General features: G+C 42.3%; 14 protein-coding genes. 8 read left to right on the top strand and 6 right to left on the bottom strand.

Annotated elements, in window-relative coordinates; all coding sequences use genetic code 11:
- Positions 1–126 precede the first annotated feature (126 nt).
- On the bottom strand, positions 127–1,278 hold the full coding sequence (locus AC2FA3_RS06375) for an FUSC family protein (protein ID WP_490508858.1): 1,152 nt from the start codon (positions 1,276–1,278) through the stop codon (positions 127–129).
- A gap of 436 nt (positions 1,279–1,714) precedes the next feature.
- On the opposite strand from AC2FA3_RS06375, the gene AC2FA3_RS06370 reads away from it, so the two are divergent.
- Positions 1,715–3,535 (top strand): acyl-CoA dehydrogenase C-terminal domain-containing protein, encoded by a 1,821-nt coding sequence (locus AC2FA3_RS06370; protein ID WP_490508857.1) that lies wholly within the window; start codon positions 1,715–1,717, stop codon positions 3,533–3,535.
- Between the two features lie 120 nt (positions 3,536–3,655).
- A complete protein-coding gene (locus AC2FA3_RS06365; RefSeq protein ID WP_490508856.1) occupies positions 3,656–4,135 on the top strand; it encodes a hypothetical protein in 480 nt (159 codons plus the stop codon).
- Between the two features lie 112 nt (positions 4,136–4,247).
- On the opposite strand, the gene AC2FA3_RS06360 is transcribed toward AC2FA3_RS06365, so the two are convergent.
- A complete protein-coding gene (locus AC2FA3_RS06360) occupies positions 4,248–4,622 on the bottom strand; it encodes a 5-carboxymethyl-2-hydroxymuconate Delta-isomerase (RefSeq protein WP_490508855.1) in 375 nt (124 codons plus the stop codon).
- A gap of 37 nt (positions 4,623–4,659) precedes the next feature.
- Complete coding sequence (gene ybaK, locus AC2FA3_RS06355) at positions 4,660–5,148, bottom strand: Cys-tRNA(Pro) deacylase (RefSeq protein WP_490508853.1); 489 nt, start codon at positions 5,146–5,148, stop codon at positions 4,660–4,662.
- Positions 5,149–5,424: 276 nt separating this feature from the next.
- On the opposite strand from ybaK, the gene plsB reads away from it, so the two are divergent.
- Positions 5,425–8,271 (top strand): glycerol-3-phosphate 1-O-acyltransferase PlsB, encoded by a 2,847-nt coding sequence (gene plsB / locus AC2FA3_RS06350; RefSeq protein ID WP_490508851.1) that lies wholly within the window; start codon positions 5,425–5,427, stop codon positions 8,269–8,271.
- A gap of 94 nt (positions 8,272–8,365) precedes the next feature.
- Here plsB and ettA read toward each other — a convergent pair whose 3' ends face one another.
- Complete coding sequence (gene ettA / locus AC2FA3_RS06345) at positions 8,366–10,027, bottom strand: energy-dependent translational throttle protein EttA (protein WP_490508850.1); 1,662 nt, start codon at positions 10,025–10,027, stop codon at positions 8,366–8,368.
- Between the two features lie 492 nt (positions 10,028–10,519).
- On the opposite strand from ettA, the gene AC2FA3_RS06340 reads away from it, so the two are divergent.
- A complete protein-coding gene (locus AC2FA3_RS06340; RefSeq protein ID WP_201545292.1) occupies positions 10,520–10,810 on the top strand; it encodes a GNAT family N-acetyltransferase in 291 nt (96 codons plus the stop codon).
- 310 nt (positions 10,811–11,120) lie between these two features.
- Positions 11,121–11,414 (top strand): 4a-hydroxytetrahydrobiopterin dehydratase, encoded by a 294-nt coding sequence (locus tag AC2FA3_RS06335; protein WP_201545286.1) that lies wholly within the window; start codon positions 11,121–11,123, stop codon positions 11,412–11,414.
- A 133-nt stretch (positions 11,415–11,547) separates the two neighbouring features.
- On the opposite strand, the gene AC2FA3_RS06330 is transcribed toward AC2FA3_RS06335, so the two are convergent.
- On the bottom strand, positions 11,548–11,703 hold the full coding sequence (locus AC2FA3_RS06330; protein WP_068407724.1) for a DUF1328 domain-containing protein: 156 nt from the start codon (positions 11,701–11,703) through the stop codon (positions 11,548–11,550).
- A 565-nt stretch (positions 11,704–12,268) separates the two neighbouring features.
- Here AC2FA3_RS06330 and AC2FA3_RS06325 point away from each other — a divergent pair.
- The 3 genes from AC2FA3_RS06325 (at position 12,269) to AC2FA3_RS06315 (ending at position 15,652) form a co-directional block, all read left to right on the top strand.
- Positions 12,269–13,567 carry a saccharopine dehydrogenase family protein gene (locus AC2FA3_RS06325; protein ID WP_490508849.1) on the top strand — a complete coding sequence of 433 codons (1,299 nt, stop codon included), beginning with the start codon at positions 12,269–12,271 and terminating at the stop codon, positions 13,565–13,567.
- Positions 13,568–13,931: 364 nt separating this feature from the next.
- Positions 13,932–14,768, top strand: a complete 837-nt coding sequence (locus AC2FA3_RS06320; RefSeq protein WP_490508848.1) for a hypothetical protein — start codon at positions 13,932–13,934, stop codon at positions 14,766–14,768.
- A 476-nt stretch (positions 14,769–15,244) separates the two neighbouring features.
- A complete protein-coding gene (locus AC2FA3_RS06315; protein ID WP_490508846.1) occupies positions 15,245–15,652 on the top strand; it encodes a hypothetical protein in 408 nt (135 codons plus the stop codon).
- Between the two features lie 131 nt (positions 15,653–15,783).
- Here AC2FA3_RS06315 and AC2FA3_RS06310 read toward each other — a convergent pair whose 3' ends face one another.
- Positions 15,784–18,330 (bottom strand): Tex family protein, encoded by a 2,547-nt coding sequence (locus tag AC2FA3_RS06310; RefSeq protein WP_490508845.1) that lies wholly within the window; start codon positions 18,328–18,330, stop codon positions 15,784–15,786.
- Positions 18,331–18,428: the final 98 nt, after the last annotated feature.

The raw sequence follows: 18,428 nt of genomic DNA, 5'->3' as shown, positions 1-18,428 counted from the left end.
ACTTGCATCTTAAAGTCTAGATCGTAACGCATAAAAATACCCCATAAGTTGTGTCCAACTTATGGGGGTCAGTTCATTATACGGCCTTTTTTAATCATATATATCTTCTTTTATAAAGGTATTTATTTAGCCAAAACGCGTCAATAACCAATCTTCCATCCGGCGCAGCGGGACGCGTAAATTGGTTGAATGCATCACCACGCCGCCGCTTAAACCGACCAAGCAACCAATAATAGTATCAAACAAACGTGCCAAAATGACTTCTTGATAAGCTTGCTCAGAAAACGGTAAGCCACTGCCGTATTCGGCAATAAATATCGTTAGCGGTGTGATAAATATCACCGCCAGCCCATAGTGGCGGTCAACCAAGGTTTCAATACACAGCATCATTGCCAATATCGCCAGCGCCACGCCCCATATCGGCAAACCCCACGATAGCATCCAACCCGCCAGCCCCACGCCTAATATCGTCCCAAGCAAGCGATGTATCTGCTTAATCCACATGGTACGCAAATGAATACCTTGGATAATCAAAAAGCAGCTGACCGCCGCCCAATACGGATTTGATAAATTTAAGGTAAGCGCGATAACTAGCGCTAAACTGACAAAACCGGCGACAATCACACTTTCCGTGATGGTATCGGGCTCATAGCTATAAGTAGGTGTCGGCGTTGATGGGCGCGTCGCCAATAAAAACAGCGAATATAACAGTGCCATCACCAAAGCAAAGCCGCTGCCGAGCATTACCAAACCCGTAGCTGGCATGACGTCTTCTAAGGGCAGCGGTATAAATAGCGCAATCGCTCCCGCCATCATCACGAACAAGCCTGCGGGTGGCGGCTGGCGATAATAACGCCCAAAAATTACGATACCAAAAGCCATCAAGGTAAATATCGGCAATTTTAATGGCGGGATTTGCTGTGCTATCAAACCGAGCGCGAAGCACAACGACATCGAAAAGCCCCATGCCATCACTGTCACCAACCGATACGGCAGCTTACCGACTAAGGGTACGTTTAAAATAACCATCGCCCCCAAAGACGCTTTGATACCAGACGATAAGGCGTCAAAGTAGGCACCCACAAATACCGGAAAGCTAATCGCAATCGCGGCTATAATCGGCATATGCCACGGGCGCTTGCTACGATTGACCGTCAGCAAGTGATGGAGCTCACCGTCGATGAGATTTTTTAAGCGCGCAAATAATGCTATTAGCCAAGATGCTGGCGTTACCTTGTGTTGTGACTTATGTTTTGTTTGGCGCTTTAATGCGCTCATAATTGGCTTTCTTTTATTCATCATTCATCTTATTAATTCACGTAAATCATATCGTTAAATATTTTTGCTACTATCGTCTATCTTTAAACCACATTATGCGAGTTACAGACAGTTCAAAATAAAAAGGGTCATTCAAAACAATATTCTATATTTATAACCAAATGTTTTGTTTTAAATATCCAATTATGAATATTAGTTATTAGTTGTATATTTGTCGCTATAGAAGATTTATACTGACCTCAATGCCAAAACAGCTATTTTTTATCAAGGACGCCTTAACGGTTATCGAAATGGATAAGCTGTTCTTAATAAAACTACATGACAACGCCTGATATTGTCCACCATTACCCCAAATAATTAAACAACCGCTTCCATAAACTGTAGCTTACCTACTAAGCTGACAGTCTATATTAGCGAATAACCAAAGAGAGCGACTATGTTAACTTACAAAGCACCTTTGCGTGATATCAAGTTTTTGATAAATGATGTTTTTGACTTCCAAACCCACTATAAAGATTTAGACAACGGCGAAAACGCTGATCCTGAAACGGTTGATATGATTCTTCAAGGTATGGCTGACTTTGCCGAAAACGTCCTTGCACCACTTTATCAGCCAGCAGATGCAGAAGGCTGTCATTTTGAGAATGGCGTGGTTACGACTCCTAAGGGCTTTAAAGAAGCTTATAACCAGTTCGTTGAAGGCGGCTGGCAAGGTATTTCGTACCCTGAGAAATTCGGTGGTATGAACCTACCAATGTCAATCAACTTGATTAAAGCTGAAATCATTGGTACGGCTAACTGGCCTTGGGCAATGTATCCTGGGCTATCGACTGGTTGCATCAATACCATTATGCAATATGGTACGGATGAGCAAAAAGAAACTTACTTGCATAAACTGGTTGAAGGCTCTTGGGCGGGCACCATGTGTCTGACTGAACCACAATGTGGTACGGATTTGGGTCAAGTTAAGTCAAAAGCCATCCCGCAAGAAGACGGCAGCTATAAGCTTAGCGGCACTAAGATTTTCATCTCAAGCGGTGAGCATGATTTAACTGAAAACATTATTCACATCGTACTAGCGCGCCTACCAGATGCACCAGAAGGCACACGCGGTATCTCATTATTTATCGTACCAAAATTCTTGCCAAATGCTGAAGGCGAAATCGGAGAGCGTAATGGCGTTGGTTGTGGTTCAATTGAACACAAAATGGGCATCAGCTCATCAGCGACTTGTGTCCTGAACTTTGATGATGCGGTTGGTTACCTGATTGGTGAGCCAAACAAAGGTCTAAAAGCCATGTTCACCTTTATGAACACCGCCCGTATCGGTACTGGTATCCAAGGTTTGGCGCATACTGAATTGTCATTCCAAAATGCCCTACCATACGCTAAAGACCGTCGTTCTATGCGCACCTTGTCAGGTACCAAAGAGCCTGAAAAAGTTGCTGATGCCATCATTCATCATGCAGACGTTCGCCGTATGCTATTGACCCAAAAAGCCTTTGCAGAAGGCGGTCGCTCAATGATTTATCATTCAGCTCGCTATGCGGATAAAATGTCTCAAGGCATCGCCAATGGTGATGATGCAGAATTTGAGAAATGGGATGACAAGCTTGGTTTCTACACGCCAATCCTTAAAGGCTTCTTAACTGAGCTTGGTATTGAAGCGGCCAAACACGGTCAGCAAGTGTATGGCGGTCACGGTTATATCAAAGAATGGGGCATGGAGCTGATCGCTCGTGATGCTCGTATCGCAACCATGTACGAAGGCACGACTGGTATCCAAGCACTAGATTTATTGGGTCGTAAAGTTATCTTGCAGTCTAAAGGCAAAATCATCCGTGATTACACCTCAAGCATCATGAAATGGTGTGGCGAGTATGCCTTAGATAAAGACATGCGCAAATTCGTTTGGGCATTGACTAAGCTATGTGCTGAGTGGAACACTTTGACTGTCCGCTTGATGCTAATGGCACGTAAAGACCGTGAAATCATCTCAGCGGCATCAGATGACTTCTTGATGTACTCAGGTTATGTGATGATGGGTTATCACTGGGCGCGTATGGCAGCGGTTGCTTATGACAAGCTTGAAAACGGCGGCACTGAATCACCAGAATTCTATAAAGCCAAAATCCAAACTGCTGAGTTCTATTTCGATAAGTTGTTGCCACGTACTTCAGGTCATGCCGAAGGTATGGTTGCACCAAGCAGCAGCATGACAGCAATGGACATCGACAACTTTGCTTTCCTAGATTAGAATTGCAAAAGTATTAATTAATGATTGATAAGAAAAGCGCCTATTATTTAGGCGCTTTTTTATGCTTAACTAAAAGTAATAAAGCTGGAAATAATAGATAACAAACTCAGTGAGGAGATCATGATGTTTTCCATTCATAACAAGAGCAACTTATTAACCACACGGGCTATAAACACGCTGTTACTTAGTGCTACCTTGATAGGCGTTAGCGCCAATAGTGCATTGGCTAAAAGTAGCGACACCCCTATTCATTTTGCGAAAGGTGCTATCAGTAGCACGGTGACTGGGAAATTAAAACCCAATGAAAATGAACGTTGGTATCGCTTTGATGCGAGCAGCTGGCAATATGCCATTATTAACATTGCGCCTCTAGCTGGTACGCCTGAGACTGCCAATGTCGGCGTGCTACATATGCCAAACGGCACCCAAGATGGCACCAAAGGCGGTATCGTTTATCAAGGTTGCCTACCCGCAACCGGAGAATATCGCTTACGTATCGCGCGCAATCTGATGGCGACACAAGGTAAAATGGCGGGTTATAAGGTTGAGGTGATGATATTACCTAAGTATGCCAGTGAATCCTTATGCGAGTATTTATAACGATTCATAGCATTTTATAACCAATAGCTTTCAGCGATAGCAAACCTTTTAACTTCTCAGTATTTTTCACTACTCAGCCTTTCGCTCCTCAGTAGGCTAACCGCTGAGCATTCTAACTGCCAAGCATTTGCTTATGATAAATCGCGCTGATCTCTTCCACTTCAACACATATCTGTATGTCTACTCGCCCTGATTGCTCGCCATCTAACGCCCCTTCTATGGCAGCCGTTAATAGCTCAGCGAGCTGATGCCGTATGACCTCATCACGACCGCTCATTATTTTGAGATGCGCATAAATAAAGCCACTGCGTTGCTCATCGTCTGCAACACCCACCAAGAATGTCTCAATCGGTATCATGCGCGTTTTGATATCAGTTGGCTTACCAAAATGCCCACTGTCCCATAATGCTTGATTTAATGCTCTAAGAAATGATTCTTCATGAGTAATGATGACATTTGGCGTCACTTGAATGGTTAAATGTGGCATAGGTAAAATCCTTAGAAAGGGCAAAGCCTGCTAGAAATTAATCATCAACAATATCTGCAAAGTTTGCAGCAAGGGTGGTTGCTAATTGCTTAGGCGGCAATTCAATCTCCAAACCTCGGCGACCGCCACTGACATAGATACTGATTTGCTCTTGCGCGGAGGCATGTATGAGAGTCGCTAAGCGCTTTTTTTGACCCAACGGACTGACGCCGCCAAGCACATAGCCGGTAGTTCGTTCGACCTGCTTAGGATCGGCCATTTGTACTTTTTTGCAGGGTAGCATTTTATTAACAGATAGCGCCTTGGCCATTTTTTTGAAATTTAAGGTTTTATCCACGGGTAAAATAGCCACTGCCAGCACGCCAGTATCGGTTATAACCACCAAAGTTTTAAACACACGCTCGGCAGCAATTGCCAGTTTTTCAGCAGCTTCCAAACCAAAAGACGCAGCATTACTGTCGTGAGTATATTCATGCAGCTTATAATCAAGGTTACGTTGTTTGGCAAGTTTGATAGCAGGAGTCATAATGTTTTTAGCTTAGATAAAAGGTTAGAGAATAAATTTAAAAAGGATTTAAAGAACAATATCTTAATCCTGCTTTAATCTTAATACAATATGACGTGAAATCGCTAATTTTTCTACCTATGACTTCAAAGAATTGCGCCTTTCAATAACAATCTTATCTGATATATTCTCTGGTGATAATGTTAATATTAACAGTATATACAGACACCATATATCGCTTTGATGGCTTTTATGGCATCATAAGCACAATATATTTGACTAATTTTGATACTGATTATGATACCGAAGTTCTTAAAAAAACGGATTTTTAAAGCGCCAGTAACGACTGGCGACACGGCAGCGACTAAGGATTTAGACACTGATATCAGCCCAGTCGTGCCAAAAACCTATTCTAATGCACCGATTAATCAGCTGTATCGTAAGCTATCGGGACAGATGCTTGATGTTGCCGTTAAGCCAAAGCTATTGGGCGAATTGCCTGAGTTTGATGACGACGACAATATCCTCAGGTTTTATGTGCTGCAAGACTATTCGCGCTCCAACAGTATTTTGATTGACCTGCAAACGCAAGAGCACAATCTGCCACCCGCCTTGGTTGGGGTACAAGATATTGCCCACGGCATTAAAGAAAATGCGGCGATTATATTTTTACATCATCCACATGCCAAAGACAGCCAGCTATCCCCTCGCTTATCGCGCTTAGTTTCTGCCGTTTTGCAATACCCAGAATTGAAAGTGCGCTTGGTACCCGTCTCCATCCTATGGGGACGCGCGCCAGAAAAAGAAGACTCGTTATTTAAGCTATTGACGGCTGATAACTGGCAAGACCCCAGTATCACCAAGCAGCTATTTAATATCGGCGTCATGGGACGCGACACCTTTGTGCAATTCCATCCGCCACAAGACTTGCGTACGCTTATTAATGACAGTCTTAAAGGCGATGGCGAAGGATTTTCTATATTCGATTCAGTGGCCAGCGATTTAACAGATAGCTTCGCACAAGACAGTTTATTAAAAGACAGCACTTTAGAAGACAGTACTTTAGAAAATAGCGAATTAAAAGCTAACGATTTAAAAGATAGCAGCAGTATCGTAAAGGATAGCGACGAAGCGCCGAGCTATGCCATGGTTGCAGCCGCTGATGGCAATCGCGAACTTGTGCGCTCGTTGCAACAACAGCTTAATATTTACTTAGACAAACAGCGTGCCAGTATGCTCGGTCCTGATTTGTCAGACAGACGCAACTTGGTCGATAAGCTGGTATATTCGCCAGCTATTAAACATGCTATAGAAGCTGAAGCCGCTGAGTCAGGTACCAGCGTACGTGAAGCGCGTATGTTGGCAAAAGGCTACGCTAATGAGATGGTTAATGACTATTCGCACTCGATTGTGCGTGGTTTTTATAAATTCCTTACTTGGTTGTGGACCCAGCTTTATGATGGCGTCGAAGTACATCACTTTGAGCGTGTGCGTGAGCTAGCGGCAGATCACGAACTGGTTTATGTGCCTTGTCACCGTAGTCATGTCGACTATCTACTGCTCTCTTATGTCATCTACAAGCGCGGCCTGAGCATTCCTTATGTTGCTGCCGGTGACAATTTAGATGTGCCAGTATTAGGGCCATTATTACGCGGTGCTGTTGCCTTTTATATTCGTCGTAGCTTCCGTGGTAACGCGCTGTATACCGCGGTACTGCGTGAATATATGCACACATTGATTACCCGTAATACGCCAATTGAGTACTTTATCGAAGGTGGTCGTTCGCGTTCAGGACGACTGTTACCGCCGAAGATGGGTATGCTGGCAATGACAGTGCACAGTCAATTACGTCATTCTGTGAAGCCAGTGGTATTTATACCGACCTATATCGGTTACGAGCGCATTATGGAAGGTGGTACCTATGTTGGTGAGCTAAAAGGCAAACCAAAAGAATCTGAATCGTTAATAGGTTTACTCAAAGTTGGGCGTAAGATTGAGCGTATTTTTGGCAATGTACATTTAAGCTTTGGCACGCCGCTATACCTTAGCGACTTTATGACAAAATTTGATGTACCGGCCAACAGCTTACCTGCTGACCGCACCGATACGCCGCTCGATGATAAAACCAGCGCTATGGTCGATAATATCGGCGTCAAAGTGATGCAGCATATCAATAAAGCAGCGGTTATTACCCCTGTATCACTATTATCGTTGGTATTATTATCCGCACCAAAATCGGCGCTTGACGAAGAAATTTGCCGTGAGCAAATTGCCCTATATCAAGGTCTGGCGCAGCAGCTACCTTACTCAGCTGATACCGTCATCACCGATATGTCGCCGCAGCAAATCATCGATTATGGTATTAAGCTCAAGCTTATCGAGCGTATACCGCATATCTTGGGCGATATTATTCAAATTGCCGGCAAGCAAGCTGCTCTACTTAGTTATTTCCGTAATAATATCCTCCATGTCTTTATTTTATTATCATTCCTAGCGGCATTGGTAGCGCGCAATGGTCGCATCGAGCGCAGTCGTTTGAACAGTATTGCCGAGCAATTATATCCATTTCTTCAAAGCGAGCTGTTCTTATACTATCCAGCCCATGGTTTGGCGGAAACACTCGACAAAAAAGTCGATAGCCTCATCGCCAATGGACTGATTATAGAATTAAGCGATGGCATGCTGAGCGTCCCTGAAACAAATAGCAAATGCTATCAGCAGCTACAAGTGCTGGCCACACCGGTTGAACAAAGCCTTGAGCGTTACTTTATGACCCTTGCGCTACTTGCGCAGCAAGGCTCGGGTAATCTGACTGAAAACGAAGTTGTTGACCTCTGTCATCTATTGGGTCAGCGCTTGTCAGTACTATATGCTGACGACATTCCTGACTTTTTCGACCGTGCGCTATTTACCAGTTTTATCGGTGCTTTGACTCGTCTTGATTATCTACAAAAAGAGGAAGAAACCGGTATATTAACTTTTGATCAGCGCATCGATGATATTGCTCATCATGCTAAATATGTATTGAGCCCTGATATGATGCAAATTTTGCAACAAGTGGCTAGCCTCAATGAAGAAGAGATTGCTCATGCGATTACTGAGATTAGTAATAAAAAGCAGCGTAAATTTGGCCGTAAACGTTAACTTATAGTCCGCAACATTCAATCATTTAGCACAAAAAAAGACCTCTAATCAATTAGAGGTCTTCTTTATTATATAAAAATTTTAAACAGCTACTTTAAGTAGAAATCTTTTTATACTTCATACGCTTAGGACTGGCATCATCACCCATGGTCTTTTTGCGATAGGTTTCAAACTCAGAATAGTTACCATCGAACCAAACTGGGCCTTCCTCTTCAAATGCCAAGATATGAGTGGCAATACGGTCAAGGAACCAGCGATCATGCGAGACCACCATGACTGTACCTGGGAATACTTGGATTGCATCCTCTAGCGCACGTAAGGTTTCGATATCCAAATCGTTTGAAGGTTCATCAAGGAGTAAGACGTTGGCACCCTGCTTTAGCGTTTTCGCTAGTTGCAGGCGGTTACGCTCACCACCTGATAGTTGACCGACATGCTTTTGTTGGTCTGAACCTTTGAAATTAAAGCGACCAATATAAGCGCGACTTGGCGTTGTATAGTCGCCAACGGTAATGATATCAAGCCCGTCAGAGATTTCTTCCCAAACCGTTTTGCTGTCATCTAAGTTGTCACGTACCTGACCAACATAAGCGACTTTTACACTTTCACCCAATTCGACTGAACCGGTATCTGGCGTATCACGTTCGGTAATCATGTTGAATAGCGTGGTTTTACCCGCACCATTTGGACCGATAATACCGACGATAGCGCCTGCTGGAACGTTAAAGCTAAGGTTTTCATAAAGTAAACGGTCACCAAATGATTTAGAGATATCATTCACTTCGATGACTTTATTACCCAAACGTGGACCCGGTGGAATATAAATCTCAGAGGTCTCGTTACGCTTTTGGAACTCTGTTGAGTTCAACTCTTCAAAACGCTGGACACGAGATTTAGACTTCGCCTGCTGACCTTTTTGGTTTTTACGAATCCAATCAAGCTCTTTTTTCAGCGCTTTAGCAAAGGATTCTTCTTGCTTATTCTGCTGCTCTAAACGGGTGTTCTTTTGCTCAAGCCACTCAGTATAGTTGCCTTCATACGGATAGCCATGGCCACGGTCAAGCTCCAAAATCCACTGAGCAACGTTGTCCAAGAAATAACGGTCATGGGTAATGGCAACGATAGTACCGCTGTAGTTCTGTAGGAACTGCTCTAACCATGCAACGGACTCAGCGTCCAAATGGTTAGTAGGTTCGTCAAGTAACAGCATATCTGGGCGTGATAATAGCAGGCGGCATAGTGCCACACGGCGTTTTTCACCACCAGACAGTTTGCTGACATCCGCATCCCAAGGTGGCAGACGCAAGGCATCAGCCGCTTTTTCTAACTGAGTATTTAAGTTATGCGCATCCCATGCTTGGATGATGTCTTCCATCTTGCCTTGTTCTTCAGCAAGCTTATCAAAGTCTGCATCGGGTTCAGCATATTCTGCATAAATGGCATCTAAACGAGCAAGTGCATCTAAGGCTTCACGCATACCGTCTTCAACGTTACCACGGACATCTTTGCTGTCGTCAAGCTGTGGTTCCTGCGGCAGGTAACCAATTTTGGTGCCAGTTTGCGCGCGTGCTTCACCACTAAATTCAGTATCCACGCCCGCCATAATGCGTAGCAAGGTTGATTTACCTGAACCGTTGATACCTAGTACACCGATTTTGGCGCCAGGGAAAAACGATAGGTTGATGTTCTTTAAGATTTCACGCTTAGGTGGAACAAGTTTTGACACGTTGTTCATCGTGTAAATATATTGAGCCATTAACACTCCGATAGACTGCATAGACGAGGCTGACAAATCCTATTCAGCAATAGTGCCAAACGGACTGCGCCTCAAAAATCAGGGTTATAAATTGTCTGCCATTATCGCATTGTGGCGCAACCCCTGCAAGCTAACAGGCTGTTTTAGCTATCGTTTCGCACCTTTTAACTTTTTTTGCTGTCTTTTTGCTGATAGAGGTCTGTTTTATCAGCTTTCTATCAAAAAAACTTTATTAAAAATCATTCATTACAAACTCTTGCAGCGATGTTTGACATAAAGTAAGGCTATTAACATTCGTCCTATCTAGCCTTACGGTAAATGACTAGAAACTTAACTTAAAAACGCCCACAATAACCCAGATAAGACGTTTAAGAGTAATAAGACGTTTAAGAGTAAGATGTTTAGCATTGAAAGATGCTTCAGACTAGAAGTAAAATAAACGTCTGATTAATAGCTAGTAATAATTATAAATATTAATAATGGAGAGTTTCTATGAGTAATGATAACAAACAGAATCTAGATATCGTACACGATGAGCAAGCGAAGCGTTTTGAGACCTCAATCGATGGTCATACTGGTTATATTAGCTATCAAGAGCGTGATGATAAATTGGTCTACGACCATACCATTGTACCGCAGGAATTAGGCGGCCGCGGCGTAGGCTCGGCATTGGTCAAACATGCGTTAAACTATGCGCGTGACAATAATAAAAAAATCGTACCACAATGTTCGTTTGTTGCCTCTTATATCGATAAGCACCCTGAATATCAGGACCTGCTATAGTGCAGGTAAGTTATGAGCGTTTTTAGCGCTATATAACAATGATAGTTTTTACTACCAACCGCTATACTAGAGCTATATACTCTAAATATTGACGCCTCACAGCCCTCCTATCTTTCTGATGTTTTTCATTATTTATTTGCAGCCAAATAAATAATAAGATATCCGTAATAGGTGGGTTTTTTGTCCCAAAGTTTTTGTAGTCTACGCGCTTATCACGTGAGTAAAAACGCCTGAAGCTCATCGTAATCGCCACACTATTTTATCGTTAATAGTGATTTTTCCATCCACCATAATAATAAAGGATATCACCATGAGTAGTTTATCTAATCAACAAGTTGATTTGCAGTTGGAAGAATTGCCAGGCTGGCAGCGTGAGGGTAATAGCATTGTCAAAAGCTATCACTTTAGCGATTTTATTGAAGCCATGAGCTTTATGAACCAAGCGGCTTTTCATGCTGAAGCATTAGAGCATCATCCTGAATGGAGTAATACCTACAATGTGGTCGAAGTTCGCCTGACTACTGGTGATACCGGCGGTATTACTAGCCATGATGTTCGTTTGGCAAAACGAATGGAGCATATCATCCAACCTAAAACCTTTTAGTATTTGATAGTAGGTTTGATGGCGTTGATAGCAATCAAATCTACAAATATTAGCCATAAAAAAAGTCCTCTATAGAGGACTTTTTCTTATTACTACAATGAATACTTAAAATCTAAGCAGTCACTGTTCTCTATTACATACGGCGGCTAACAAATGCGACAATGAATAGAATCACAGCAATGGCTAGTAGAATGTAGGCAAAGTTTGCAGATAGGCCAGCAACACCGCCAAAACCTAGGAAACTTGCAATCAATGCGATAACGGCAAAAATAATAGCCCAACGAAACATAATATTCTCCTCAAATAATGATTGAAAACTAGGTATAAAAATAAGTCCAGTAAATACTTATAAGCAAGTCATTAGCTTATTAAGCCAATTATTGACTAATTCGATTTACTAGCAATATCTTAATTACCTAATATTTTACTTTTTGTTTTTAATACTACTTATAACTGCTTACGAATATAGATTAGCAATGATTGCCTCTAAAAAACGTTCATTTTGGTAATAATGTCGATAGGTTATGTAAACTTTGTAGCAAATCTTACCGTTTTGAAGTTTTTACTTGGCTTTTCAGGACTTATGTGCAGAGACAGTAAACGATTACGTAAACTCGCTTATTTTTATGAGAAAATTTGCTATAGCTTTCAATGCCAATTTTCTTATGCCCTATCCCAGAGTGCTGACAGGCATTACTCTCAAATGGTTATTTAGCAAAAGTCACTTATAAAGAAGTTATTTAAGAAAAGTCATTGGGTAAAAATAATTTACCGATGCGCTTGAGAACAAGCATTTAATAATGCTCGTTTAACAGTTACCATTTAATAAGAGCCAATCAATAAGGAAAATAAATATGAATACGGATTCTTCAAACAATACAAAAACGTCAAATGATGAGCAGTCAACTTCTAGCGAAAAACGTCCTTATGCGGTGGTTCTATACGGAGCAACAAGCTTTGTTGGACAGATTACCGCGCATTATTTAACAGAGTTTTTATCGAACACTAAAGACAAAAATGGCGCTAACGTTACTTGGGCGATAGCCGGTCGTGATGAGGAAAAACTTAATGAGCTGCAATCTAAGCTTGCTAGCAAAGTTGACATTATCATTGCGAATAGTGACGATGCAGCTAGCCTCGATAAAATGACCAAGCAAAGCCAAGTTATTATTTCAACCGTTGGCCCTTACCTAAAATATGGCGAGCCTTTGATTAAATCTTGCGTGAATAACGGTACCGATTATGTCGATCTCACCGGTGAAGCCATCTTTATCAAAGATATGATGGATAAATATCAGGATACGGCAAAACAAAGTGGCGCGCGTATCGTCAACTCTTGTGGTTTTGACTCTATTCCGTCAGATTTGGGCGTGTATTTTACTCAGCAAAAAGCGGAAGAAAAATTTGGCAATGTCTGTGATGTTATCCATATGCGCGTCAAAGCAGCAAAAGGCGGTTTATCTGGTGGCACGATTGCGTCGATGGCAACAATCTTTGAAGAAGTCAGCCAAGATAAATCACGCCGTAAACAAGTGGCAAACCCTTATTTGCTCAATGATGATAAAGACGCGCCAAACGTGCGCCAAGCCAATGTGAGTAAGCCAGAATACGATGACGAGCATAAACGCTGGTTGGCACCTTTTGTCATGGCAAGCATCAATACCCGTATTGTGCATCGCAGTAACCAACTGCTGAGCTATGAATATGGTCGCGACTTCAAATATGACGAAGCGATGTGGATGAAAGATGGCGTAAAAGGCAAACTATCGAGCTATGCAATGAGCGCAGGCTTATTAGGTTTTGCTACTGCTATGATGATTAAGCCAAGCCGAGAGCTATTATCTAAGCACGTGTTACCTAAATCAGGCTCAGGTCCTTCTAAAGAAGAACAAGAAAATGGCTATTTTGATATTCGCCTATTTGGGCAAATTGCCAATAATGACACCATCAATACTAAGGTAACGGGCGATAAAGATCCAGGTTACGGCAGCACCTCACGTATGTTGTCACAAGCGGCATTGTGTCTCGCGCAGGATATTAGTAAAGACGATGTCGGTGGTGGTTTTTGGACGCCTGCTTCGGCGATGGGCGATAGTTTAATTGAACGTTTAGAAGCGCACTCTGGTATTAGCTTCGAAGTAGTCGAAGATTAATAATAGCCATGGTTGAAACCAAAGCAATGTAATTTCAACCAATATAGTAATGACCGCTTCTTGGCAACAAGAGGCGGTTTTTTATTACCTATATTTTTTATTGCTTATGTTTTTTACATCGTTGCCATAAATTTTTTAGACAAATGTTAATAAATAATAAAAGCGTATTTCTTTGGTAAACGATGTTGCCCATTTGCTCTTTTTTAATACATTAAGATACACATTTCCGGACTAATGTCACAGCCATATTGCTAGAACTGACGTAGGATAAAAGAGGTTATGACACGGGTTTTATCTACCGAGCACAAACATACCAAACCCAAAGAAAAATATTAACAATAATTAAGAGGGAAGGATTATGAAAATGAATGTATTAACAGCCACTATTTTGACGTCAGGTGCCGCTATGTTTGCGAGTACCGCCAATGCTAGCATGACGACTGATAACCATGGCAACGTCGGTTATGACAGCTACGATGAATGCGTCATGGCGGTCAAAGATGGCTCTGCCAAATTTTATACCCCTTATACTTATCAAAAACCAAAGATGCAAACGGGTGAAGCTTCTATCAAGAAAATGCGCTTATCTGAAGTGATGATTCCTAAAACTGTCGTAAATAATAATAACTTGAAAGCAAGTGGCTATACAGCCGGTGCTTGCGACTTAGGGGTTGGACAGTCAAATGGTCGCTACGGCGTTTCAGGCGCTTTAGTAGGTAAATACGTCCCTATTGCCGCTGATATGCCGGTTAACGTCTATATGGATAAAGCGGGTAACCCGGTACGTTTAAGCATGCAACAGTGTGATAACCATTTTAGTGCAAAATTCCCAACGCCTGTCATGAGTGAGGCAAAAGAAACGGAAGCACCCGCACTAGAGGCTGAAATCGCTATCACTGAAGAGCGTAGCATGGAGCCTGTTGTTGTAGAAACTACCCGTGTCATTCGCCCCGGTAAGTACCGTGTAAAAGAAGTCATCATTGCGCCACAAGGTCAAATTAAACGCGTTAATACGGCAAATGGTACTGCTATAGCGATTGAAACAGATGCCAATCAAGCTGTCATCGTTGGTCAAGAAGCAGATGCTGAAATACTTGAAGATACCGAAATCAGTCAAACCTTCCCTGTTATTCGTGTGCCCGATAATAATAAGCAACGCGTTCTCGATCCAAATACTGGTAAATACGTAATTATTGAATAAATCATTGATAATAAATCGATGATAAAAGTATTGAGTCAGCATTTTTATGATTGATTAATACAATGTTAATATAAAAATTTAGATAGAAAAGTAGAGGATCAACTCTACTTTTCTATCTGACAATAACCATACAGTAATTGCACAAAGTCACCTACAAACATAGCTCTGTTAGACTCTTAATCTATGTGCTACTGAACTTACGCTTATTTAGTTGCTATTCTCCCCTTTAGATTTTTATCGCTGATTTAGGTTAGCTTATAAAACTCTTTATACAAATCGATCATGATAATCACTGACTGGTTATCATGATTTTATTTTATCTATAGGGTTAATATTAGTTATATTAAATATATAGATTCGAAATGCTAAATAGATTTGTGATAAAAGGCTGTTATATACAACAGCACATAAAATAAGCGTCAAGTTTGAAATGTTTTAGACTGACATTATAATATTGTAAATTAAGGATTTTATTAATGAAAAAAACAACTCTATCTTTATCGCTACTTATTGGCGCTGCGCTTACTATTCCAAGTTTGGCTATGGCGGCACCTGCTGATACTACAGCAGTAGATATGCAAACTGCTGCTACCTTAGAAGCTGAAGGTAACAATACAAATGATGTAACAGCAGCAAATCAATCTAATCCATTTCAGGTGAGCGAAACCCAAATAATCAAAAGAGCAAAGGTTAATAATATCGCTAGCCAACAGCCAATGACTACTGAGCTACAAGCAGAGCAAGAGAATATGCAAGAAAACATGCAGGCACAACAAGCGGCAATGCAAAACTCTGATGAAGCGATGCAACAACAAGATTTACAACAAGCCATGCTAGATGAAGAAGCAGCTCTACAAGAAGAAACATTATTAGAAAGCGAATAAGATACCGAGCCAATGCAAGCGCTATAAATTATAATTAGCGAAACCAGTCTGAGAGAGAATCCTCCAATATATTCTCAATAAAAAAGGCAGCCATCTGGCTGCCTTTTTTAGTTAATCTGCATGAATAAATATTATTTTTTAGCTTTAGTGACGCCAGCTTCTTGTAATAGCGCACCAAGCGTACCCATTTTACTAGGTGCTTCTTTACTAGATGCTACTGCTTTCTCAGTTCTTGGCGCTTTAACGCGGTTATTAGCGTTGTCTTTATCTTGACGATTGCCACGCGGTTTTGACGGACGCTTATCAGCAGCTGGACGGTTACTAGCTGGACGATTACTACGTGGACGGCTAGCCTTATCGTCAATACCGGTACTTTCAGACGCCTTTGCAGCTGGGCGTACTGGTTTTTCAGACTCAGGCTTCATACTAAAGCCAATACGGCCACGTTTTTCATCGATAGAGATGACACGTACCGAGACGATATCGCCGGGCTTAACGCGGTTCATCGGGTCAGCGACGAAGTCATTGGCCATCTGTGAGATATGAACTAGACCATCTTGATGGACGCCAACATCAACGAAACAACCAAAGGCTGTGACGTTGGTCACTACCCCTTCAAGCTGCATGCCTTCGCTCAAGTCTTTAATGCTACTAACGTCTTCACGGAAGTTAGCAGTTTTAAATTCAGGACGTGGGTCGCGTGCAGGCTTGACAAGCTCTTCTATGATAGCTTTAACACTGATGTTATCGTCATTAGCAGCAAGTGCAGTGGTATCGATACTGTTTAGCACACCATCGTTACCGATGACTTCTGGCAACGTCTTACCAGTTTTCTCAAGTAAGCTATTAACCAGCGCATAGCTTTCTGGATGCACGCCTGTCGCGTCAAGTGGATTACTGCCACCATGGACACGTAAGAAACCTGCGGCTTGCTCAAACGTCTTAGCACCTAAGCGCGGGACGTTTTTTAATGACTCGCGGCTATCAAAGGCGCCATGCTCTTTACGATAGGTGACGATTTGCTGGGCGACGTTCCTATTCAAACCAGCAATGTGCGCTAAGATAGCAGGGCTTGCCGTATTCACATCGACACCAACGGCATTTACGCTGTCTTGGGTGACTTTATCCAAGCTATCAGCCAACTGGGTTTGGTTAACGTCATGCTGATATTGACCAACGCCAATCGCTTTTGGGTCAACCTTAACCAATTCTGATAGTGGATCTTGCAAGCGACGCGCGATAGAAACGGCACCGCGTACAGAGACATCCATATTTTCAAGCTCGTCACTAGCAAGCTCACTCGCAGAATAAACTGACGCGCCTGACTCATTAACGATAACGGCTTTGGCTTTTAATTCAGAATTGGCAGCCAAAATCTCTTTAATCATCGCATCTGTTTCGCGACTGGCCGTACCATTACCAATAGCCACTAAATCGACATTATAAGTGCTTAATAGCTCATCAATGACTTTTTTGGCTTCATCCATCTTATTATCAGGAGCAAACGGATAAACGGTTGCGACAACTGGCTTGTCTTCGCTATCCAACATCACATGGCCTTGGGCATCGACAATCGCCATTTTAACGCCATGACGGATACCAGGATCGACACCTAAAATCACTTTACGGCCAGCAGGCGCTGACATGAGTAAATGCTGTAAGTTATTGGCAAAGACATCAATCGCATCGGCTTCAGCAGTCAGACGCTTTTCTGTCAATAAACGATGCTCAATATGCGGACGCCATTTTTCTTTCCATAAGCTAGTGGCTGCTTCTATCAAAAATTCTTGACGTTCTGCAGGCGCTTTGGTATCAATCTCAAAATGCTTAACAATTTTTTCAATGAAAGGTGCGTCTTCGCCTTCGATTTTAAGACCCAAGACGTTTTCTTGGCGACCGCGTAGCATTGCTAATAGGCGATGATTTGGCAGACGCGCCAAGCTTTCACTATGCTCAAAGTAATCTTTGAATTTCTCACCAACTTCGCGTTTTTCTTCACTGGCAACAGCCGAGACGATACTGGCGGTTTTAGCAAAGCCACTACGCAGATTATCAAGTAAACCCAATGCCTGCGTCCACTCATCAACGATGATGGCTTGTACGCCTGCCAATTGCTTGTCGATATCACTAAAATCCACTTCAATCTCATTACCACTTTCATCGGTAATGCTCGATTGAACTTGATAGTCTGCTAATGCGTCAGTTGGCGTGATTTCTTGCGTCAACACTGCTTGAGCAGCAACATCAAGACCGGCGGCACGTGCTTTAGCAGCTGGTGAACGGCGACGTGGACGGTATGGCAAATAGATATCTTCAAGCTCAAGTTTCGACGTCGCATTATCAATACGCGCCTGTAGCTCGTCGGTCAAATTGCCTTGCGTGCTTAGCAGTTCAGTAATTTTGAGACGACGGGTTGCCATGTCGCGCTCATAATTAAGCGACTTCTCTAAAGCTCGTAGCTGCGCATCGTCAAGATTCTGTGTCTTTTCTTTACGGTAACGGGCAATAAAGGGAACGGTCGCGCCTTCATCGTAAAGCTTCACAAACGCATTGACTTGAGCAGTCTTAATGCCAAGCGCGCGAGCAAGCTTGTCGTGAATATTCGCGTGTGTGGTTGCATCCAAAACCTGTGCATTTGTCGAGGTTTGAGATGGCGTTAAGGTATCAGTGCTACTCATAGACGTATCAATCGTTGAGAAATGTAGTTTTGCATTATAGCAAAAGCTGCATGAATAAAAATCCTTTTTATCTTTTCGTTATTTATCGCCTGTTTTAT

The sequence above is a fragment of the Janibacter sp. CoH_79_TC_3 genome (assembly GCF_058197955.1).
This window is presented reverse-complemented; position numbering and strand designations above follow the sequence as displayed.